At 39.6% G+C, this 22,026-nt stretch carries 21 protein-coding genes; 5 read left to right on the forward strand and 16 right to left on the reverse strand.

Translation table 11 applies throughout. The annotated features are described in order from the left end of the window. Positions 1 to 43: 43 nt before the first annotated feature. From AAAY30_RS02890 to AAAY30_RS02925, 8 genes are all read right to left on the reverse strand, one after another. Entirely contained in the window at positions 44 to 1,192 is a 1,149-nt protein-coding gene (locus AAAY30_RS02890; RefSeq protein ID WP_499215611.1) for a D-alanyl-D-alanine carboxypeptidase family protein, read from the reverse strand. A 56-nt stretch (positions 1,193 to 1,248) separates the two neighbouring features. Continuing rightward, positions 1,249 to 1,749, reverse strand: a complete 501-nt coding sequence (locus AAAY30_RS02895) for a zinc-ribbon domain-containing protein (RefSeq protein WP_022235164.1) — start codon at positions 1,747 to 1,749, stop codon at positions 1,249 to 1,251. Between the two features lie 81 nt (positions 1,750 to 1,830). Next, a complete protein-coding gene (gene ispF / locus AAAY30_RS02900; protein ID WP_022235165.1) occupies positions 1,831 to 2,298 on the reverse strand; it encodes a 2-C-methyl-D-erythritol 2,4-cyclodiphosphate synthase in 468 nt (155 codons plus the stop codon). A gap of 15 nt (positions 2,299 to 2,313) precedes the next feature. Continuing rightward, entirely contained in the window at positions 2,314 to 3,021 is a 708-nt protein-coding gene (gene ispD, locus AAAY30_RS02905) for a 2-C-methyl-D-erythritol 4-phosphate cytidylyltransferase (protein WP_302484057.1), read from the reverse strand. Between the two features lie 24 nt (positions 3,022 to 3,045). Further along, entirely contained in the window at positions 3,046 to 4,317 is a 1,272-nt protein-coding gene (locus tag AAAY30_RS02910; RefSeq protein WP_294656099.1) for an O-acetylhomoserine aminocarboxypropyltransferase/cysteine synthase family protein, read from the reverse strand. A 24-nt stretch (positions 4,318 to 4,341) separates the two neighbouring features. Continuing rightward, positions 4,342 to 4,857, reverse strand: coding sequence for a hypothetical protein (locus AAAY30_RS02915; RefSeq protein ID WP_302488271.1), 516 nt, complete (start codon positions 4,855 to 4,857; stop codon positions 4,342 to 4,344). A gap of 226 nt (positions 4,858 to 5,083) precedes the next feature. After that, a complete protein-coding gene (locus AAAY30_RS02920) occupies positions 5,084 to 8,293 on the reverse strand; it encodes a leucine-rich repeat protein (protein ID WP_302488270.1) in 3,210 nt (1,069 codons plus the stop codon). Between the two features lie 33 nt (positions 8,294 to 8,326). Beyond that, positions 8,327 to 9,532 (reverse strand): leucine-rich repeat protein, encoded by a 1,206-nt coding sequence (locus AAAY30_RS02925; RefSeq protein WP_302488269.1) that lies wholly within the window; start codon positions 9,530 to 9,532, stop codon positions 8,327 to 8,329. Positions 9,533 to 9,648: 116 nt separating this feature from the next. Between AAAY30_RS02925 and AAAY30_RS02930 the strand changes: the two genes are divergently transcribed. Beyond that, positions 9,649 to 9,864 carry a helix-turn-helix domain-containing protein gene (locus AAAY30_RS02930; RefSeq protein ID WP_249376836.1) on the forward strand — a complete coding sequence of 72 codons (216 nt, stop codon included), beginning with the start codon at positions 9,649 to 9,651 and terminating at the stop codon, positions 9,862 to 9,864. Between the two features lie 292 nt (positions 9,865 to 10,156). Here the strand turns inward: AAAY30_RS02930 and AAAY30_RS02935 are convergent, their stop codons facing one another. The 7 genes from AAAY30_RS02935 to murD all read right to left on the reverse strand — a co-directional run bounded on the left by AAAY30_RS02935 (position 10,157) and on the right by murD (position 17,230). Further along, positions 10,157 to 10,729 (reverse strand): dipicolinate synthase subunit B, encoded by a 573-nt coding sequence (locus tag AAAY30_RS02935; protein ID WP_022235170.1) that lies wholly within the window; start codon positions 10,727 to 10,729, stop codon positions 10,157 to 10,159. Then, positions 10,726 to 11,601, reverse strand: a complete 876-nt coding sequence (gene dpsA / locus AAAY30_RS02940) for a dipicolinate synthase subunit DpsA (protein WP_294663371.1) — start codon at positions 11,599 to 11,601, stop codon at positions 10,726 to 10,728. Before dpsA ends, AAAY30_RS02935 begins: the two co-directional genes overlap by 4 nt. A gap of 116 nt (positions 11,602 to 11,717) precedes the next feature. Next, the gene (locus AAAY30_RS02945) at positions 11,718 to 12,983 is read right to left on the reverse strand and encodes a methionine gamma-lyase family protein (protein WP_022235172.1); all 1,266 of its coding nucleotides are present in this window, start codon (positions 12,981 to 12,983) and stop codon (positions 11,718 to 11,720) included. A 6-nt stretch (positions 12,984 to 12,989) separates the two neighbouring features. Next, entirely contained in the window at positions 12,990 to 13,766 is a 777-nt protein-coding gene (locus AAAY30_RS02950; protein ID WP_295057197.1) for a GNAT family N-acetyltransferase, read from the reverse strand. Positions 13,767 to 13,784: 18 nt separating this feature from the next. After that, positions 13,785 to 14,816 carry a M42 family metallopeptidase gene (locus AAAY30_RS02955; RefSeq protein WP_499215610.1) on the reverse strand — a complete coding sequence of 344 codons (1,032 nt, stop codon included), beginning with the start codon at positions 14,814 to 14,816 and terminating at the stop codon, positions 13,785 to 13,787. After that, positions 14,809 to 15,831 carry a M20/M25/M40 family metallo-hydrolase gene (locus AAAY30_RS02960; protein WP_499215609.1) on the reverse strand — a complete coding sequence of 341 codons (1,023 nt, stop codon included), beginning with the start codon at positions 15,829 to 15,831 and terminating at the stop codon, positions 14,809 to 14,811. Before AAAY30_RS02960 ends, AAAY30_RS02955 begins: the two co-directional genes overlap by 8 nt. A 7-nt stretch (positions 15,832 to 15,838) precedes the next feature. Further along, on the reverse strand, positions 15,839 to 17,230 hold the full coding sequence (murD, locus tag AAAY30_RS02965; RefSeq protein ID WP_186934873.1) for a UDP-N-acetylmuramoyl-L-alanine--D-glutamate ligase: 1,392 nt from the start codon (positions 17,228 to 17,230) through the stop codon (positions 15,839 to 15,841). Between the two features lie 193 nt (positions 17,231 to 17,423). On the opposite strand from murD, the gene AAAY30_RS02970 reads away from it, so the two are divergent. Next, a complete protein-coding gene (locus AAAY30_RS02970; protein WP_186934874.1) occupies positions 17,424 to 18,182 on the forward strand; it encodes an SDR family NAD(P)-dependent oxidoreductase in 759 nt (252 codons plus the stop codon). Between the two features lie 38 nt (positions 18,183 to 18,220). Then, positions 18,221 to 19,669, forward strand: coding sequence for a MocR-like pyridoxine biosynthesis transcription factor PdxR (gene pdxR, locus AAAY30_RS02975; protein WP_499215608.1), 1,449 nt, complete (start codon positions 18,221 to 18,223; stop codon positions 19,667 to 19,669). 123 nt (positions 19,670 to 19,792) lie between these two features. Here the strand turns inward: pdxR and AAAY30_RS02980 are convergent, their stop codons facing one another. After that, positions 19,793 to 20,053: a helix-turn-helix domain-containing protein gene (locus tag AAAY30_RS02980; protein ID WP_022235179.1), complete on the reverse strand. Its 261-nt coding sequence runs from the start codon at positions 20,051 to 20,053 to the stop codon at positions 19,793 to 19,795. A gap of 434 nt (positions 20,054 to 20,487) precedes the next feature. Here AAAY30_RS02980 and dinB point away from each other — a divergent pair, with 434 nt between their 5' ends. Together dinB and AAAY30_RS02990 are read left to right on the forward strand one after the other, a co-directional pair. Continuing rightward, positions 20,488 to 21,762: a DNA polymerase IV gene (gene dinB / locus AAAY30_RS02985; protein WP_302190752.1), complete on the forward strand. Its 1,275-nt coding sequence runs from the start codon at positions 20,488 to 20,490 to the stop codon at positions 21,760 to 21,762. 23 nt (positions 21,763 to 21,785) lie between these two features. Further along, positions 21,786 to 22,025: a hypothetical protein gene (locus AAAY30_RS02990; RefSeq protein WP_337566325.1), complete on the forward strand. Its 240-nt coding sequence runs from the start codon at positions 21,786 to 21,788 to the stop codon at positions 22,023 to 22,025. The last annotated feature ends 1 nt before the right edge of the window (position 22,026 follow it).

Raw genomic sequence — 22,026 nt, forward strand, 5'->3', positions numbered from 1 at the left:
TATACTATAATTCCCGACTTTTTGCAAGGTCATTTTGTATATTTTATAAAGAAATTATAGAATTTAATAAAACCGAGAAAACTGAGGCAAAAGAAATCTTTTCTGCGTCCTGCAAAGCGGTAATTTCAAAGCTTTTTACGGCATTGCCGTCAAGGCTGTATGTAACCGTGCCAAGCTTTTGTCCGCTCACAACGGGGGCTTCTATGCTTTCGGGCAAATCAATTTTTGAAACTATCTTTGAACTGCTGTTTTTATCAAGCACAATGCTTGCGTTTACATCACAGCCGATACCGATATTGCCCTGCATACCGTTTTCAACCTTAATTGTTTTCGGTAAATCTTCGGGTGCTTTCAACTGTGTTACCGAAAAGTTTGCAAAACCGTAATCGAGCAAAGCCGCTGCGTCCGAAAAACGCTCTTTACCCGAGTTACAGCCAAGAACTACCGCAACAAGGCTCATATCTCCCCTTTTTGCCGACGCCGACATACAACAGCCGGCATCATTTGTAGTGCCTGTTTTCAGTCCCGTTATGCCGTTATAAGTTTTCAGAAGTTTATTTGTATTTACAATCTGTGTTTTTCCGTCACGAAGATTATCAAGCCATATTGAAGTGTAATCAAAAATCATTTCGTGCCTCATAAGTTCTCTCGACATTACCGCGACATCATAAGCTGAGGTAATGTGTCCGTCCTCGTCAAGTCCGTTGCAGTTTTTAAATACCGTGTCTTTCATTCCGAGCTGACTTGCCTTTTCATTCATTTTCTCTACAAACACTTCTTCGCTACCGCACAGATGCTCTGCAAGCGCAACCGCCGCATCGTTTGCCGATGCAACAACCGTCGCTTTTATCATATCGTCTGCGCTCATAGTTTCGCCCTCTTCGAGCCATATGTCGCTGCCGCCCATTGACGCTGCGTGCGCCGAGGCGGTGATTGTATCGTCAAGTCTCAATTTTCCGTTGTCGATTGCCTCGCAAACAAGCAGCATTGTCATAACCTTTGTAATGGATGCGCAGGGACGCTGTTCGTGCGGATTTTTTTCAAACAATATTTTGCCCGATGAAGTTTCCATAAGCACGGCCGACGGCGCTGTAATCGTTTCTTCCGTCACAGCATTGACATCAACCGAAAATACAGGTATCGCCGTAAAAATTATTGCAATAATCAAAGCCAACGATAATTTTTTTATCATAAAAACACCTCGTTCAATAATATGAACGAGGTGTGGCTTGTATGATTTAAGTTAAATCATTTAAGAAAACCGAGGCTGCGAATAATCGGAATTTCGATTGACTTGTTGGCAAGTGACTTGAAAAGACAGATATAATTGCAAACAAGAACGATAACCTCACAAACAGCTGCCGCAATCGCAAAAATACAAGTCCATGATAAAACAGCTCCGATTACGCCGAGGAAAAACATTACAACAAATGATTTAAGTCCCTGCTTGATATGGAAATCAAGATACTTAGACTTTCTTGAGCTCTGTGCAATAAGTGCAACAATAATACCGAGTATGCTTGATACATAAATCACTGCTGCCAAAAGCTTGTTTTCAGAAACATCTTCGGCAGAAAATTCAGCTGTATGGTCATATTGATCTACAACAGGAGCGGGAGCTGCCGCATACTGATTGTACTGTGGCTGCTGTGCCTGTGGTTCTGCCTGCTGTGCAACAGAAAAACCGCAATTCTGGCAAAAAACAGCGTTGTCTTCCATCTGTGCGTTACATCTTGGACAATTTTTCATTTTTGTGTGCCTCCATTATTTTTGTGTATGATACAAACATTCATAGTTTAATATGTATGCTCAATATCCTTAATTAATTCATTATTCAATAATACAAACAGCGTGAGCGGAAATGCCCTCAAGCCTGCCTGTAAAACCGAGCTTTTCTTCTGTGGTTGCCTTTACGCTTACCTGCGAAATATCAATGCCGCAAGCATTCGCAATATTTTCTCTCATGGCATAGATATAATCCTTAAGCTTCGGCTTTTGGGCAATTACCGTAGAATCAATATTGCCGATTTTGTAGCCGTTTTCGTCAAGGATTCTGCAAACCTCTTTGAGCAAAGCGATGCTGTCTGCGCCTTTGTACCTTTCGTCGGTATCGGGAAAATGTTTGCCTATATCACCGAGAGCCGCAGCGCCGAGCAAGCTGTCCATTACTGCGTGAACAAGCACATCGGCATCGGAATGACCGAGCAGGCCAAACTCATACGGAATTTCTGTTCCGCCTAAAATGAGTTTTCTGTTTTCTGCAAATTTATGAACATCGTAACCGTGACCAATCCTCATATGTTATCCTTTCGTTCAGAAATTACCGTTCTTAATGCGGTTTTTAAGTATGCTTTCCGCAAGAATTACATCTACGGGAGTGGTGAGTTTAATATTTTCTTCACTGCCCTTTACAACGAGAACTTCGCCGCCCATATTTTCGATAAGAGCGCAGTCGTCGGTAAATTCAAGGCTGTTTTCTCCTGCATTTTCAAGAGCAAACATATACAAATCTCTTTCAAAAACCTGCGGAGTCTGCACTGCTCTAAGCTGTGAGCGGAGCGGTGTGCTCTCAATCTTATTAAATCCGTCAACGATTTTGATTGTATCCGTAACGGATGTTCCGAGGGTTGCCGCACCGGTTTCAAAAGCCGCCTCAACAACTCTTTCGATTTCGTCAACAGTAATAAGCGGACGGGCGCCGTCGTGAATAGCAAAATATTTTGCCTTTTCATTCGCCGACTTAATGCCGTTGCGCACGCTTGCGGAGCGTGAAGAACCGCCGAGCACAACTTTGCTGACCTTTGTAAATCCGTTTTGATTTACAAGTTCGTTAATGCGGTCAACATCCTGCTCACGGCAAACTATAACAATTTCTTTTATAAGGTAGCATTTCTGAAATGCTTTTAAAGTATATTCAATAGCCGGCTTGTCAAGAAGCGGAATAAACTGTTTGCTGTCTGCAATTCCCATTCTTACAGAGCCGCCCGCCGCAACTATTACAGCAGAAACATAAGCTGACATAAAATCAACTCCCGAGTATAATTTTTAAATTTTTTCAAACGCCTGTGCAAGGTCTGCGATAATATCATCCGCATTTTCAATACCTACAGAAAGGCGGATAAGGTCAGGAGCTACTCCTGCCTCAATAAGCTGTTCGTCTGTCATCTGGCGGTGTGTGTGGCTTGCGGGGTGAAGAATACATGACCTTGCGTCGGCAACATGAGTAACGATTGTGATAAACTTAAGCGAATCCATAAACTTTATTGATTCTTCTCTGCCGCCCTTGATACCGAAAGCAAGTACACCGCAAGAACCGTTCGGAAGATACTTTTTAGCAAGCTCGTGGTACTTGTCGTCTTCAAGGTCAGGATAGCAAACCCACGCTACATTTTCGTTGTTTTTAAGATATTTTGCAACGGCAAGTGCGTTCTCGCAATGCTTTTTCATTCTAAGGTGAAGTGACTCAAGACCGATATTGAGGTAATAAGCGTGCTGCGGTGACTGAATAGCGCCGAGGTCACGCATAAGCTGTGAAGTAGCCTTTGTGATGTAAGCCGCCTTACCGAAACGCTCGGCATAAACAATACCGTGGTATGAATCATCGGGAGTTGTAAGTCCCGGATATTTGTCAGCATGAGCAAGCCAGTCAAAATTACCGCTGTCAACAATACAGCCGCCAACCGCTGTTGCGTGACCGTCCATATACTTGGTTGTTGAGTGAGTAACAATGTCTGCACCGAACTCAAACGGACGGCAGTTTACGGGAGTGGCAAATGTGTTGTCTACAATAAGCGGAACACCGTGCGAATGTGCAAGTCTTGCAAATTTTTCAATATCAAAAACAGAAACAGTCGGATTAGTGATTGTTTCGCCGAATACAACCTTAGTGTTTGGCTTAAAGAGCTTGGCAAGTTCTTCTTCAGGGAGATCCTGGTCTACAAATGTGCATTCAATGCCCATCTTCTTGAGGGTAGTACCAAAGAGATTGTATGTACCGCCGTAAATTGAAGATGAGGCGATAAGATGGTCGCCTGCCTCGCAGATATTAAACACAGCAAAGAAGTTTGCAGCCTGACCGCTTGAAGTGAGCATTGCAGCCACGCCGCCCTCCATAGCGCAGATTTTAGCGGCTACGCTGTCATTGGTAGGGTTTTGAAGTCTTGTGTAAAAATATCCCTCTGCCTCAAGGTCAAAGAGTTTACCCATTTCTTCGCTTGTGTCGTACTTAAAAGTAGTGCTCTGATAAATCGGCAATTCTCTCGGCTCGCCTTTGTGCGGCTGCCAGCCTGCCTGCACGCATTTTGTTTCAATATTCATAGTTTTTCCTCCAAAATAATTAATTTAACCAAATAAACCTTTTATAAAACCCGTTATAAAATCTGTGCCGTACACTGCAAGAGCAACAAGCGCAAGAAAAGCAATGGCTGAAAGAACTCTTATGGTGGTGCGTTTAACGCCGCTCATCTTCTCGAATTTTTCGTCAAGAGTAGGCTCGTTACTGTCTTTTTGCTCAACCGCATCTTCAAGAACCTGAGTATCATCTTCTTTAATTGCGCCGATTCCTATACATATATCGTAGGCTTTTTCATATGCGGCATAAGGAACCAAAATATCGCTTTCGGCAGAATTTTTATTTATAAATTCCTGCTTTTTAAGCTGTTTGTCCTTAATAACGCTGTCACAAGGGATAGAATTGTCTTCAAGTGCGGTTTTAACACGCTCAAGCTCAAATCCCTCGGCAGAAAGGAGATATACGGGAGTATTCTCGTCGGTAATGCTCTCAAGAGGAGAATTACAGTTACTGCACACTGCGTCCTCATCATTGTGCAAATGCTTGCATTTAGTACATAGCTTCATAAAAATGTTTCCTTTTTTTATAAAAAATATCACAATAATTTATTTGCAATTCGTATTATTTACCATTTTATCACAAAAAAGCATATGTAGCAATACCTCACCGTAAACTATTTGTGATTTTATAGGAATTATTTTTTTATTTACGCAAAATTCAAATTTTTCATACACAAAGCAAAAGGCGGCAAGTCTGTGCCTGCCGCCTTATCAAGAAAGGGTTTGTTGTTGTTTAATTATTCTGTGATATATAAATCTGCAGTGCAGTTACATCGGCAACGGAGAGTTTGCCGTCTTTGTTCATATCAACGCAGTCAAACAACTGCTTGTTTGTTTCGTCAATAAGTGACGAACCGTCGGTGTTTTTTTTGCCTGCAATGTGCATTTGTAAGTATGTAACATCGTTTACATTTACAATACCGTCTTGGTTTGCGTCGCCTGTGAGAATTGTTTTATCCTGTACCAATGCATAAACGCTTAAATGGTCTGTGGTAAATACATAACAGCCGTCTGTATATTTTGCGTTCATATCTTCGGCTGTGCCGTCATCCTTTAGCCACATTACCTTGCAATCTTTTACATCACTTGGAATTTTTATTGTTATTGCTCCGTCAGGCTGTATAGCTATGCCGTCCTTTTGCAGGGTTATGTCATATGTTGCAACAGAATTTTCAAAGGTGTTTTCAAGCTTGCTTACATTTAAATCGGCATTACTGTTTACCACACCGCTGACTGATATGCTTGAAGCTTTGTCGGTTAATGTTCTTTCCTCAGCAAGATTTATAAATTCAAATCCATTATTAAGAGCATATTCTTCTGCAGCAGTATTTTTATAGCCGTAAATTTTAAAACTCTCGACCTTTAATTTATCATTAACATATCCTAAAGACCTATATCCTATATATTCTACGCTTTTCGGTATTGCTATACTTTTCAGACTTGAACAACCTCTAAATACTCCATCCCCTATATGCTTAACACTATCAGGGATGTTTATACTTGTTAAACTTCTACAATCTGAAAAGGCATCATCATTAAACCAAATAACACCATCCGGAATAGTTATGCTTGTTAAACTTGTACAGCCTGAAAATGCGAAAAAAGGAAAAACTGTAATATTATTTGAGATTTTTACATTCGATAAACTTTCGCAACCTGCAAATGCAAGATCACCAATGATTGTAACGCTATCCGAAATTGTTATGTTTCTAAGACTTGAGCATCCATTAAACTCACATTCACCTATAATTGTAACACCGTCCGGAATTGTTATGCTTGTTAAACTTGTGCAATCTTCAAATGTCCCATAACCAATGCTTGTAACACTGTCAGGAATTGTTATATTTGTTAAATTTGAACAATTCTCAAAAGCACAACTAGAAATGGAAATTATTCCTTCAGGAATAATTATATCAGTATTATCTGGCATATATCCTTTGTACTTATATAATACTTTACCGGCATACACCAAACCATCAGACTGATTATTATACCAAGGAGTATGGCAAAAAGCATTCTCTTCGATACTCATAACACTATTTGGAATTGTTATACTCTCCAGGTTTGAACAATCATAAAAAGCATCCGCTCCGATGCTTGTAACACTATCAGGAATTGCTATATTTGTAAGATTTGTGCAACGATAAAATGTATTTTCACCTATTCTTGTAATGCCACTGCAAATCTTTACACATTTTATATCTTCTGTATATGAAGGCCAGGGACTATAATATTGGTATGAATTATAATCTTTTATGTCGCCTTCACCTGATATATATAATTTTCCGTCGCTATAAAGAGTCCAATAAGCATCATATCCACATTTTCCTTTATCTATTACAGTAGACGGTAAGTTATATCCAACATTTACCGTCTGCGTTGCGGTAAAGCCGCCGTCTTCTGTTGTTGCGGTTACAATAACCGTACCTTTGCCCTTTTGTGAGGCAAAGCCTCCGTCGGACGGAACACTGAGTATAGACGGGTCAGAGCTTGTGTACACTACTTTTTTATTGGTAGCATTTTGAGGATAAACATCAGCATTAATTAAACAGATATCCTCTGTACTGTTTAAAGTAATTTCAGAATTTTTAAAGGAAATACCCGTAACAGGGATATTTACTTCCGAGTCACCTGATTGAATAGCATCAACAAGCTCGTCAAGTCCGGTAGATTTATAATAATTATCGGCTGATTTTTCTAATAATTCAAGAAGTCTTTTTCTGTTATTTATCTGAGTGTCGCAAAAATTATTAAGCTCGGCGGCATTTTCTATGTTTTCCTTGAAAAATATCTGCTCAACTATGCTATGAATCGGTCCGCCGTCAACAATACCGTCAATAAAGGTTTTTGTATAATCCAATCCATACACCTGATACTCTATGTATGCTTTGTAACACTGAATAAGAATTTCTGCATTTTCAACGGTTCCGTTGCTTTTATAATCGTTATACGATTTATCTAATGCACTTCTGAAATATGTATCAACTATATACAATACAAGTAATTTGAAATTATTTGAGGCAGTTTCGCTGGAGTTAAACAATACATCCAATGTCATTTTTTCAATATCTATCGCAGCTAATATCGGAGCAATCGGACTGTCTTTTACAATTAAGTCCCAGGCTGTATCCAAAAAATTATTCCAGATTTTTTCCATTAATTTACCGCTTACATAATCTATTGATGTTTCTTCCATATGTGCTATTATATCATCAACAGCCTTTGTAAAGTATTCATTGTCTGTAACTTTTGATTTCGCCAATTTTAACATCTCAATGCGCTCAGATTTTGCATTAAGCAAAACTTGATATTCAGAAACTACTTCAACTAACTCAACAGCATTTGAGCAGCCTGATGACAATGTACCCAATAGCTCTTTACTTATTTTTATGTCATCAATATTTGAAATAATGTTTTCATACTCATCTTTTGGTATTTCTTTTAGCTGTTTTAAAAAATCCTTATATGACGGATTTTCAAATTTATCAATATATTTATCAGCTAACTTGTCATATATTGATGTAGCTAAACTCATTTCCTGACTGTTCAAAACTCCGGAAGTATCTAACTGCTTTTGATCATATTTTAAAAAGCCCATAAGCATAACTTCATAAAAATATGATGGATTTCTTTGAAAATCAGAATTAAATGCAGCATTCCAAAAGTTTGAAGTCCAACAAAGCACACCATCATCTAACATAAGCTCCGTTAGAGTGTAGTAAAGCGGATCCTGCATACTTTTTAATAAGTTATAATAACTATCTCCATCATTGTTATAACCGTTTGCTATAATATTTGCCTGAAATAATGGTACACCGGTTTTTTCAACACCGCTGCTTTGAACATTCGTTGTAGTTTCTGCGGCATTTACTGATGTAGGAATAAGCCACATACTACTGAAAGTAATTATTCCAGCAAGTAATATTGATAATATTTTTTTCAAAGTTAATTCCTCCTTAAAATAATATTAAATAAATTAGCCTTTTGTTGAAATATAAACCTGAAGTTCGGTTACATCTGCAACTGTGAGCTTGCCGTCCTTATTCAAATCCAAGCAGTCAAATAATGCTTTGCTTGTTTCATCAATAAGGGCAGAACCATCTGTATTTAAGCAGCCGGCAAGATGTCTTTGCAAATATGTAACATCGTTTACATTTACTATACCGTCTTGGTTTGAGTCGCCTGTAACGGCTTCATCATCCAATGCAATAAATTCAAATCCATTATCCAGAGCATATTTTTCGGCAGCAGTATTATTGTAGCCGTAAATTTTAAAACCTTCAATTTTTTGAGGACTCAAGCTGTCCATATTATCATATCCAAAAGCTAATTCTTCAATAGTGGTTACGCTTTTAGGAATATATATTTCCTTAAAATTACAATTTACAAAGGCATATTTCAAAATACACTCCACACCTTCATTTAAAATAACTTTATCAAGATTACTGTGAGCAGCTGTCCACTTTTTTAAGGTTTTAACACTTCCCGGTATAGTCAATGTCTTTAATTTTGCCGTTCCTCTAAAAAAAGCATAATAATCTATCCCTGTTGTTCCGTCAGGAATTGTGTATTCGGTTCGTTCATTACCATAAGGATATAATAAGAGAACATTATCTGATTTTCTAAATAAGCATCCATCTTTGCTGTAATAATTTTTATTGTTTTCGTCAACAGTAATTTCTTTTAGTATATTAAAATCGAATAAATGGTCGCAGTACTTAACGCTCTCTGGTATAAACAGTTTTTCTAAAGCTGTACCGCCAAAAGCACCGCCGCCGATTGTTTCAACGCCATTAGGAATAGTTATTTCCTTTATATTATCATTCCAAAATGCCATTTTCCCAATATTTTTTAGTGTAGTGGGAAGATTAACGGTTATTATAACATCACGGTCAAAGCTATACGTACCTGAAAATGATTCATCACCTATACTTGCGACATCTCTGCCATCTATCGTATCAGGAATGGTTATATCAGTATCACTACCTACATACCCAGCAATTTCAACTGTACCGTCATCAAGAACAGAGTATTTAAAATCTCCACTTACTAAATTATCATCTGTCGAAACAACAGGTGCATTGCTGTCAACAGTAGCCGCACTTACTGATAAAGCCGAAAATGCACTTGTCATTATAAGTGCAGACAGTATTACTGCTGTTAATCTTTTTGCTTTTTTCATTACAATCTCTCCTTTGTAAAAATTTTTTGCTAAAGCCTGTATAATTACTGCATTTTGCAGTAATTATTAATACAACAATGTGCGGTATGCTATACTAAAACAGAAGTGATACAATTATGTATAGACGCATACGAGAATTGCGTGAAGACGCCGATTTGACTCAAAAACAAATGAGTGCTATTCTTCACTGTTCTAAGCAAGTATATAGTAATTACGAACTCGGTCAGCGTGATATACCTACATCTATACTAATCGCCCTTGCAAAGCATTTTGAAACCAGCATCGATTATATACTCAGCTTAACAGATAAAAAAGAAAATAATTCTCAATAATAGCAAAAAATTTTGAAAGATTTGCTGTTATTTTTATCTAAATTTTACTGTATTTTGCGGTATTTGTCAATATATTTTATAATATTATCAAAAATTATCTTTTTCATAAGTCATTCTCTTCTTTTCTGTCTTTAGAATATATCGGCAATCGTGTCAATTATTTATAAAAAACACTTTTTTGCCATAAAAATCCCCTTTATGGTAATTTTGATTGCATTATACCGTAAAGGGGCGTTTTGTATATTTTCTGTTTTTGACTGACTTATTCAGAAATCGGAACTGTCGTTTTATATCATATAAATATCGGCTGATGTTGTTTGCCTTGCAGTGCAAGCTCTACACATTCTTCTATTTTAGAAAAATCAGCCACAAGTGAATTTGGCTTTTTAATGCAATTATCCTGCCGCATCGGGACAAAATAAATGTTCTTTGTGTTCATAAGTCTGCCTATGTTCTGCGCAGACGCTCCGAGTGCGTCGTTTGTTGCAACGCACAAAAGTACAGGCCGCAGAATACGCAGATGTGATTTTGCCGCCATTGTTACCGAGGTGTCGGTTACGCCGAGCGACAGCTTTGCAAGTGTGTTGCCTGTGCAAGGTGCTATCAGAAGTAAATCGCACATTTTTTTCGGTCCTATCGGCTCTGTCTGCACCGAGGTGTGAAGTACCTTTTCTCCTGTTATATCCTCGCAAGTTTTAACCATTTCCTCTGCCTTGCCAAATCGAGTATCTGTTGAGTAGGCGTTACCTGACATTATCGGAAGTACCCTGTAGCCTGAATCAACAAGCTTCTGCATTTGTTCAAAGGCTTGTGAAAAGGTGCAAAAGGAACCGCACATTGCATAGCCTATGGTTGCTTTTGTCACCTGTAAACCTCCTTGATTATGTTAAAAATCGTTTTTCTGATAATTTCTCCCGCTGCCTTTGGTGCGGTTCTGCCGGGCAATGACAAGGCACGAACGGCATCGGTTTTGTACCTGCGTGCCGCCTCAAAATCCACTCCTCCCGGAAGTGAGGCAAGGTCTATTATAATGGTGTTGCGGTCTGTGTTCATAAGCAAGTCGCTGTCAAAAATCATAACGGGAATTGTGTTGAAAACAAGGTCGTATCCCTTTACGCTTTTGAGAGCATTTGTGTTGATGTGTTTGCAGCCGAGTGCCTCTATATACGCAAAATCAACCTCGTTTCTTGCGCTTACCGTGACCTGTGCATTAAGAGATTTCAGCATTTTTGCAAGCATTTTTCCTATTCTGCCAAATCCGCAAACAAGGCATTTGCTGTCAAAAATCGTACCCTCGTACTCATTCATCGCAATTTCAACCGCTCCCTCGGCGGTGAGCAACGCATTGGCAACCGCAAATTCCTCTTTTGCCGAATAATCGTAAACCTCGCAGTCTGCAAGCTGCGGATATGCTTTTAAAAATTTATTTTTCATTGCAACAAATATCGGCTTTTCTTTTAAAAGAGAAATCATTTCTTCGTCAAGCCTTGTTTTGTTGTCCGAAAACGGTGTGTTTACCGTACCGTCCGCACAAATTGACGGCAAAGGGAAAATTATTGCATCTGATTTTGAAATTGCGGTTTTTATGTCGGATATTTCAATCGCACCGAGGCTTTTCAGCTTATCAAAACCGCCGAGAATTACATCGTAACAACAGTCTGATATTGACTTTGCAAGAAAAAGCTGCCGTTTATCTCCACCAATTATGCCAAAGGCTTTTAGCTCTGATTTTTTCATTTTTAACACCCGCACAATAATTATTCTCTACAATGGTATATTATGCAAAGTCGGAATTTATGTGTTATTTAAAAGAAAAACTGCCCATATTCGTGTGAATACAGACAGTGTGTTAGTTAGTTTTCTTCGCTTTTCTTTAATATCTTATCCGCCGCAAGCATTACGCCGAGTTTGCCCGAACAGAAATTAAGTCCGCCCTGCATCCATACTGCGTACGGTTCTCTTAACGGTGCGTCTGCGGAAAGTTCGATTGACGAGCCGAGTGTAAATGCACCCGCCGCCATAATTACCTGACTTTCATAACCCGGCATATCCGACGGTTCGGGCTTTACAAAGCTGTCTACGGCAGAGCCGCTCTGTATTCCCTCGCAGAAACTGCAAAGCTTTTCTTCGTTTCCGAGCATTATAAGCTGAATAATATCTCCCCTGTTTTCACTGTATTTAGGGGTTGTATCATAACCGAGAATTTCAAAAAGAGCCGATGCAAACACTGCCGTCTTTAATGCCTCGCAAGACACAAACGGAGCGTGGTACGCACCCATAAAGAGTTCACGGTTGTTGCCGAGCGTTGCGCCGATTTCCTTACCCGTACCCGGAGTTGTAAGTCTGTATGCGCACATCTCGACAAGTTCTTTTTTACCTGCGATATATCCTCCCGTAGGAGCAATGCCGCCGCCTGCATTCTTAATGAGCGAACCTGCCATAATATCAACGCCGACAGACATTGGAGTAACCTTTTCAACAAACTCGCCATAGCAGTTATCGAGCATAATAATTGACTTTGGTGACGCTTTTTTGGAAATTTCACAAAGTTTTTTGATTTCTCTGTATGTAAGCGAAGGTCTTATGCTGTATCCTCTTGAGCGCTGAATATAAACCATTTTCGGCTTTTCTTCTCTGATTCTCTGCTCGACTGCCTCATAATCAACAGTGCCGTCAGCCTTTAAATCAACCATTTCAAAGTTAATGCCAAAATCTTTTAGCGACCCGGGATAATTGCCCTCAAGTCCGATTGCCGAGCGGATTGTATCATACGGCATACCTGTTACGGAAAGCATGGTATCGTTCGGTCTTAAAATACCAAAAAGAGCAACCGTAAGAGTATGTGTGCCGCTTGCAAAGTTATGTCTTACAAGTGCGTCCTCGGCGTCAAAAGCATAGGCATACACACGGTCGAGAGCATCTCTGCCGAAATCGTCATAGCCATAGCCTGTTGAACCCGAAAAATGACTTTCTCTTACCCCTGCCTCCTGAAAGGCTTTTATCATCTTTTGCTGATTGTATTCCTGAATATCGTTAATTTCATCAAGCTTGCTTTTGCAAAGCTCCATAGCCTTTTGCGAGGCCTCGATTATTCTGTTGTCTATATCAAAAAAACTCAAAATTTATCATCCTTTAAAATGGTATTCACACCAGCTGTCAAAGCAGTTGAATTTTAAATTATCGTAAAATGCCTTGTTTGCATTCTCCGCCCTGTGTACAAACACACTTCTGCCCTCTTTTACAAGAATATTTGTAAGGTGATTTACTATGTATGTACCGTAACCTTTGTTACGGAATTTCGGCAAACACGCAACCGCACCGATTACAGCGCCCTGCCTGCTTTCCGCAACAGTCATTGCAACAGCCGCAAGGTCGTTTCCGTCATACAACCCGAGAAGCCGCATTGTGCCGTGGCGCAGTTTGTGGTTTATATCCACATAAAAATCCTCAAATTTCGGCGGAGTAAAATATTTATCCGCCGCCTTTGCAATAAGCTCGTAAGCCTCTTTTATCTGCGGTGTGTCTATTCTTAAGTTATCGCTTTCAGATAATTCTTCTTTGCGTACAAGTATAGGACCTTGCGATTTTTCGTATCCGAACAAATCAAGGCTGTATTTATTACTGCAAATTACCGAAGCTGCACCTGCCACACGCATAAAAGTCGATACTTCGTCTATATCCGTTTTATCGGTCAGAAAAAGAATAAAATCCGTGCCGTTTCGTGCGATTGCTCCCGTTGCAGTGTTGCTTTCGTCATCAAAAACAGTCCAATAATCCACAAACGGAAGATGCGGATTGTAACTTGTACAAAGCGAAATTATGCGGCAGGCAAAAGGATCAAGTCCGTCAAGGCTTTCTATTGTGCTGATAAATTTATCGCAATTATCGGCAGTCAATATCATCTGTCATAATCCTTTCGTTTAATATTCTCCGCCTGCAATCTTATTTGCAAGTGCCGACACAATTTTTATAATATCATCGCAGTCGCTTACATTCGCAACTGTAACGCTGCTATGCAAATATCTGCAAGGAAGTGAAATTGCAAGGGTTTTTACTCCGCCTCTGCTCTGGTGAATTACGCCCGAATCGTTACCGCCTGCAATCGCTCTTTTATATTGAGCCTTTGCACCCGTTTTCTCGGCACATTCAAAAGCCATTTCAGACATTCTTTTATCGTAAATTGTGCGTCTGTCCATTACAGAAATAACCGCACCGTCGCCGAGATTGCACACCTGTCTTGTTTCTTCAACACCTGCAATATCCGCTGCGGTTGTGGTTTCCACAACAATGGCAAATTCAGGGTCTACGCTGTACGCTGCAACCTTTGCACCACGCAGTCCGACTTCTTCCTGTACGGCAAACACAAAGTGCATATCATACTCAAGTTCGCTTTTTATAAGCTCAATAAGCGCAAGACAGCCAAAACGGTCGTCAATAGCCTTTGATTTGATTGTATAGCCGTTATTTTCGTATATAGAATTAAAATTCACACTGTCGCCATAGCTTACAACGCTTAGCGCATCATCTTTGCTTGTTGCACCAATATCAATGTACATTTCGCCGTACTTCGGCACAGCGGTTCTTTCATCTGATTTGCTTAAATGAATAGGCTTTACACCGATTACACCGTTTACCTTATTTTTGCCTACGGTTACAGTTTTGCCGAGCACAACCCGTCTGTCAAGACCGCCGACTTCATCAAATTTAAGATAACCGTCAGAAGTAATATCCGTTACCATAAAGCCCACTTCGTCCATATGAGCCGAAAGCATAAGTTTTGCCTTTGCTCGGTTTTTGCCTTTTTTAAACACAATGATATTGCCGAGGTTATCCGTTTTGATTTCATCGGCAAACGGCTTTATTTCATTTATAATAATTTCTCTTACACTGCCCTCGTCACCCGAAATACCTTCGACAGTGCAGAGTTTTTCAAGCAATTTAAAATCAGTCATTAAAAGCACCTCCGCCGATAATATATTCAGCAAGCAGAGCTGCCGTATTTTCCACATCAGAAATATCAATAACTTCAATCGGAGTATGCATATATCTTTGCGGAATCGAAACAACGGCAGAAGCAACACCGCTTTTTGTAACAGAAATATGGTCAGCATTTGTGCCCGTTGTACCCGAAATAGGCTCATATTGAAAAGGAATGTTATTTTCCTTAGCGACAGAAATGAGTTTATCGCTCATAGCCTTGCTAAGAATCGGAGAAATGCAAATCATCGGACCTTTTGCAAGTTCAATGCCTGCATACTGACCGCTTACATCAGGCTGAGATGCAAAGCTGACATCAACGGCAATTGCCTCGTCGGCATTAATCCGGTAAGCACCTGTTTTCGCACCTGTTCCGTAAGTTTCCTCCTGAACGCTCAAAAGAATAACAACCTTGTACGAAAGTTCTTTTTTACCGATAAGCTCGGCGCATCTGATAAGAGCGGCAATACCGCATCTGTCATCAAGTGCGGGAGCGGTAATTCTGTTATTCATAAGTTCCTTCGGTTCGCCGTAAAATGTAAGAACATCACCGATTTTGATTTTCTCGGCTACCTTTTCATAAGGTAAACCGAAGTCAATCCATACCTTGTCAATAGGAGTTGCTTTATCTTCTCCGCCGTCAGACAGGTGCGGAGGCATACAACATACCACTCCTTTAACAGGCTCGTCCGAACAAGATACAAGTACAGCGTCTGACAATACCCTTACATCAATTCCGCCGCAGGAGGCAACCTTAACAAAACCGTTTTCATTAATTGAAGTAACCATAAAGCCTATTCTGTCAAGGTGAGCGTCAAGCAAAATCGTTTTGTCTGCATTTGCATTGCCGAGTGTAGCGATTACATTTCCGTTTTTATCTATAGTTGTATCTGCAAAGGCAGAGAGTTTTTCGGCACAGAACTTTGCGATTGGCTCTTCACTGCCCGATACTCCGCCTATGCGGCATAAATCAAATAAAAGCTGTTTCATATTCACATTATTTCAAAGCGTTTACAATAGCCTTGAAATGATTTCCTCTTTCCTCAAAATTCTTGTACAAACCAAAACTTGCGCTTGCCGGAGAAAGCGAAACTATGTCGCCTTTTTCGGCGTGGTTTACGGCAGCCTCAACTGCCTCTTCCATATTTGTAACATTTATGATTGTAATTTCATTTTCGTTGTAGTTTTCAGCCTCAACAACGGCTTTTTCAATCTTCGGAGCAGTATCGCCGAGAAGAATGAGAACCTTAACCTTATCGTTGATTACAGGGCCGAGTGGCTCATAAGGAATATGCTTGTCGTAACCGCCTGCAATGATGATGATTTTTTCATCATAGAGCGAGAGCGTGCCGAGTGCTGTTCTTGTAGGGCTTGATGCAATGGAATCGTTGTAATACTTAACTCCGTTGTACTCCCTTACAAACTCCGCTCTGTGTTCAACACCGCCGAAAGTCTTTGCAACAGCCTTAATAGTTTCAATATCAACCATTCCCCATACAGCGGAAATAGCGGCAAGATAGTTTTCAACATTGTGCATACCCGGAATTTTAATATCCTTGATGTCCATAATCTTTGTAACCTTGCCGTAGTCGCTGTAGCAAACAGTTGTACCGTCAAGATAAGCGCCGTTTGCAAGGCTTTCTTTTACACTGAATTTTGCAAGCTGACCACGAACGCTGTCAGAGAAAGAATTTGCAATTTCATTGTCAAGGTTAAGCACCGCCTTTGAAAAAGCATTCTGGTGAAGTACGATGTTTTTCTTTGAATCCACATACTCCTGCATATCCTTATGTATGTCGAGGTGGTTAGGCGCAAGGTTTGTAACCACTGCAACATCAGGACTTTTTCTCATTGAAATAAGCTGAAAACTTGAAAGCTCAACCACTGCCACATCGTCCTCTTTAATGCTCTCGATTTCAGGGAGCAAAGGCTTGCCGATGTTGCCGCCGAGGTGTACATTCACACCGCTTGCTTTCAAAAATTCGGAGATAATTGTTGTGGTTGTGGTTTTGCCGTCGGAACCTGTAATTGCAATGATTTTACATGGGCAGAGGTCAAAGAACACTTCCATCTCGGAAGTGAGCACAACGCCTTTTTCTCTTAATGCAACAAGTTCAGGTCTGTAAAACGGTGTGCCCGGACTGCGGAAAATAATGTCGCCGTCAAGTTTTGAGAGGTAATCCTCGCCCAAAACAAGCTCTGCGCCGTATTCTTTGGCTTTTACGGCATTTTCGCCGAGTGATTCAAAATCTTTTTTGTCATATGCAGAAACTACTGCGCCTTTATCCGAAAACAGTTTTATCAAAGGCAAGTTACTTGTGCCGATACCGATAAAACCGACTTTTTTACCCTTTATACTTTCAAAAAACTTATCTGCTAAGTTGTTCATAGAACTATCCCCTTTTTATAAAGTAAGAATTACATACATATTTAATTATACCTTGTTATAACAGAAAATTCAACCGTAAACAGCATATTGCAATATAAATTTTCGCAAATGCTTTTCGACTTTAAAAACTTGATTTAAACAAGTACATATGATACAATTATTTTTACAGATACAGTACGCAAAAGGAGGATTTATGTATAATTTAAAAGGAAAAACCGCTGTAATTACAGGCGGTAATTCAGGAGTAGGTGCCGCAACGGCTATGCTCTTTGCAAAAAGCGGAGCAAATGTTGTAATCAGTGCACGCCGTCAGGCGGCTCTTGATGAGGTTGCATCTAAAATCAAAGCAGAAGGCGGTAATGTGCTTACCGTTTTGACCGACATTTCAAAAGATGAAGATTGCAAAAATCTTATGAAAGCAACCGTAGATAAATTCGGCGGTATTGATATTTTGGTAAACAATGCGGGTGTTCTCGACACCGGTCTTGCCCCTATCGATAAGTTTGACGATGTTGAAATTCAAAAATTGATTTCAATTAATCAGGTCGGTACAATGCAGTGTATTCGTGCGGCTCTTGAATATATGCAAGAGGGTTCGTCTATCGTAAATGTTGCTTCTGTTGCGGGAGTAAACGGCGGTGGCGGCGCTGCTTATGTTTCCACCAAATCCGCAATCATCGGTATTACAAAGCATACCGCTTTACTTCTTGCCGACAAATACATTCGCTGTAATGCAATTTGTCCGGGTACAATAGTTACACCTATGACTATGAATATGAAGCCTGAAAATCTTGATATGAAAATGTTTGGTGCAATGAGCAAACACGCTGACTTAAAGATAAAGCCTTGTATGGCAGAAGATGTTGCAAATATTATAGAATTTTTCGCATCCGATAATTCAAAGGCACTTACAGGTCAGATTTTAGTAAGCGATTTCGGTGCGTCGCTCTAATACTCTGTCACATACAATTAAATTTACGGGAGTAGGATTTGTCTTACTCTCGTTTTTTATTTTGCGTATTGCTTAAAAACAAGTTAAATGCTAAAATATCTAAGGGTGATAATATGCTCTATGACTTTATAATTATTGACAAAGCTTCTTCTGCTCCGCTTTATATGCAGATTTACGCTTCAATAAGGCGTTCCGTGGAAAACGGAAGTCTTGTAAAGAATACAAAGCTGCCGTCAGTGCGCCAGCTTTCAAGCGGACTTGAGGTATCAAAAACCACTGTATCCGCAGCTTACGAACAACTATGCGTTGAGGGGTACATCAAAAACAAGCCGCAAAGCGGATATTATGTTGAGGCACAGTTTGAAAACGCCCCAAAGAAAAGCGAAAATACGCACAGCTCCGCAATTACACACATTAAAAGATATGACTACGATTTCAGCGGCAAAAGCATTGACGATAAAATCATTAATATCGACGAATGGAAAAAGTATGTCAAAGAGGTAATAAACACGGGATATATGCTTATGTCATACGGCGAACCGCAGGGCGAAACCGTGCTTAGAAATGCACTGCAAAAATACAGCCTCGGAGTGCGGAGCGTAAATACAAGTGCCGAAAACATTGTTGTGGGCGCAGGAACACAGCTTTTGCTCTACCTTTTGTGTTCTCTTGTGGGCACGAACAAAACCGTTGCAATGGCAAAATCAAGCTACATTCAGGCGGAATTTATTTTTAAAACCTTAGGACTTGATATAAAGTATTTTGATACGGACAGCAAGGGAATTACCATATCATCTCTCGAAAAAATAAAGCCCGATATGGTGCTTATAAATCCGAATTTTATTGCGGAAAACGGTATGAGTATGCCCGTAAGCCGCAGACTTGAGCTTATTAAGTGGGCAAAAGAAAACGATTGCATTATCATTGAGGACGATTATAACGGCGAGCTCAGATACAGTACACACCCTATGCCGTGCGTACAGAATTACGACATTGAAAACACGGTATATCTCGGCTCATTTTCAAAAATTCTTTTGCCATCGGTCAGAATCAGCTATATGGTACTGCCCGACAAGCTGCTGAAAAAATACCGACAAATCAGCCCGTACATAAATCAGACCGCCTCAAAAACCGAGCAGAATGCACTTGCAAAATATCTTGAAAACCGCAGACTTGACGCTCATTTAAGAAAAGCAAGGCGAGTTTATCTTGAAAAAAGCAAACAAATAACAGACTGCGTATATAAGTATTTTGGCAGCGACACACAGATAATATTCAACGAAACCTCGCTTTATATTTCGGTAAAAATAAAAGGAATTTCCGATTATAACGAAATACGAAAAAAACTTGACGAAAACAACATTGCGGTAATGCCCGAAAAAGCAGAAATCAATGCACTGAACCTAAGTTTTTCGGGTATTTCCGTTGACAAAATAGACGCAGGTATAAAGAGAATATGCGATGTAATACAGCAAGAGAAAAAGTAAACTTTTTAAAGTCCGAATTTCTCATTTCGCAAGCAACCGTACAAAGCGAACAGGTGACCTTACTTTTGTAAAGTCACCTGTTTTAATGGTAGGAAATAATATAATAAAAACAATCAAGCAAAATTAATTTTTAATCTTCTCATCTCTGCCAAGAAGATAATCGACAGATACCTCAAGAATGTCTGCAAGCGCAACAAGCTCAACATCTGTTACAAATCTGATCTGTCCCTCGAGCTTAGAAAGACCCGATGCGTTCATATCTACTCCGCTTACCTGAAGCTGAGCAAGGAGTTCTTTTTGTTTCATTCCCTTTTGCTTACGAACGCTCTCAACTCTGTGTCCAATCAAGTTTCTGTCGCCCAAATCCTGTTTACGAAGTCTCATTTTTCTCTCTCCCCAAAATTTATATTTCTTTTTTAAAATTCTTTAAAAACATTGTAGACTTATTATATTACTTTATCAGAAAAAAAACAAGACTTTTTTGTAAATATTTTTAAAAAATTGAAATTTTTTTGAAATTTCAATTGCAACAGCATAATATTTAGCGAATACTAACAAATAAAGTTAATTTATATTGTCGATAATTCACAGATTATTAGATTTTTAGTTCATATGTGGAAAAATGTGAGTTATGTTAATATTCCTTTTTGGAATGTTGAAAGATGTTAAATACATAAAAACATATATTTAAGAGATATTCTTTACAAAAGTTACAAACGGTTACAAAATGTAATCATTTAGAAATTTTAAATTACCTCTTGACTTTTAAGAACATCTGTTCTATAATTTAATAAAACATTTGTTCGAGATGATTTTGTATGAAAATTTGTGACACAGTAAATTCAAAGCTATATAAAAATGACCGTGCTATTCTGCACAGCGACTGCAACTGTTTTTATGCAAGCGTGGAATGTCTTTTAAATCCGAATATAAGAGATTTACCCGTTGCGGTGAGCGGTGACGCCGAGAACAGACACGGAATTATCCTTGCGAAAAACGAAGAGGCAAAAAAGTACAATATAAAAACAGGAGAAGCTATATGGCAGGCAAAGAAAAAATGCCCTCAACTTCTGACTGTTCCCGCAAGACTTGATGTTTACAAGAAGTTTTCCGACAAGGTACGCCGAATTTACTCCGATTACACCGATATGGTCGAACCTTTCGGTCTTGATGAAGCGTGGCTTGACATTTCAGAAGACTATAAAAATGACGCACTCACCATTGCCGAGGAGATTTCACAGCGTATAAAGGACGAAATCGGTATCACGGTAAGCATAGGCGTCAGCTTTAACAAGATTTTTGCCAAATTCGGCAGTGATTACAAAAAGCCTGACGCAATCACCTGCATTACACGGGATAACTACAAGACGCTTGTATGGAATTCACCTGCCGGCGATTTGCTGTATGTAGGCGGTGCTACACGAAAAAAACTTGAACAGATAGGAATATACACCATAGGCGACATTGCAAATGCTCCGATCGGTCTGTTGAGGACTCACCTCGGCAAATGGGGCGACCTGATTTACGGCTTTGCAAACGGATATGATTCCTCACCCGTTGCTCGAATCGGTGAATATTCAGAGGTAAAATCTATCGGAAATTCAACCACGGCGGTGCGTGATTTAAAAAATCTTGACGACATCAAGGTTATAGCCTATGTCCTTTGTGACAGCGTATGCAGACGAATGCGTGAACAAGGATTTGTGGGCAAAACTGTGTGTGTGAGTATGCGTGACACGGGGCTTTCCACAATTACAAGGCAACATACTTTAAATACCTACACTTCCCTGACAAGCGACATTACAAAAGCCGCTATGTCACTGTTCAAAGAGAATTTTGACAATAAATCACCTCTAAGAAGCATCGGCGTATCAGTTACGGATTTTGCACACAATAACATTCCCAGACAAATGGATATTTTTTCGGACGAAAGAAAAATAATCGCAGAAGAAAAGCTTGATAAAACCTTGGATAAATTAAAGCAACGCTTTGGCAATTATATCATTCGTCCCGCATCACTTTTAACCGACAGAGGGCTGTCTGCCTTTAATCCAAAAGACGAACACACAATTCACCCTGTCGGTTATCTGTGAACTAACGCTTATCGGAGGCTATTATGTTTAAGAAATATGTTAAGGTTACTGCAACATTTGACTGTGACGGCAGCCTCGTACCGAATTATATTTTCTGGGATGACAACAAACGCTATTCCATCGACCGCATAACAGATGTACGCTATGCCACATCTTTAAAAGCAGGCGGTTGCGGTATTCGATATACCTGCAGAATTTTAGGAAAAGAAAGATATATTTTCCTCGAAGAAAATAAATGGTTTGTTGAAGTAAAAGAAAATTGAG

Origin of the sequence: Ruminococcoides bili, from assembly GCF_040093295.1 — a bacterium.
Classification (GTDB): Bacteria; Bacillota; Clostridia; order Oscillospirales; family Acutalibacteraceae; genus Ruminococcoides; species Ruminococcoides intestinale_A.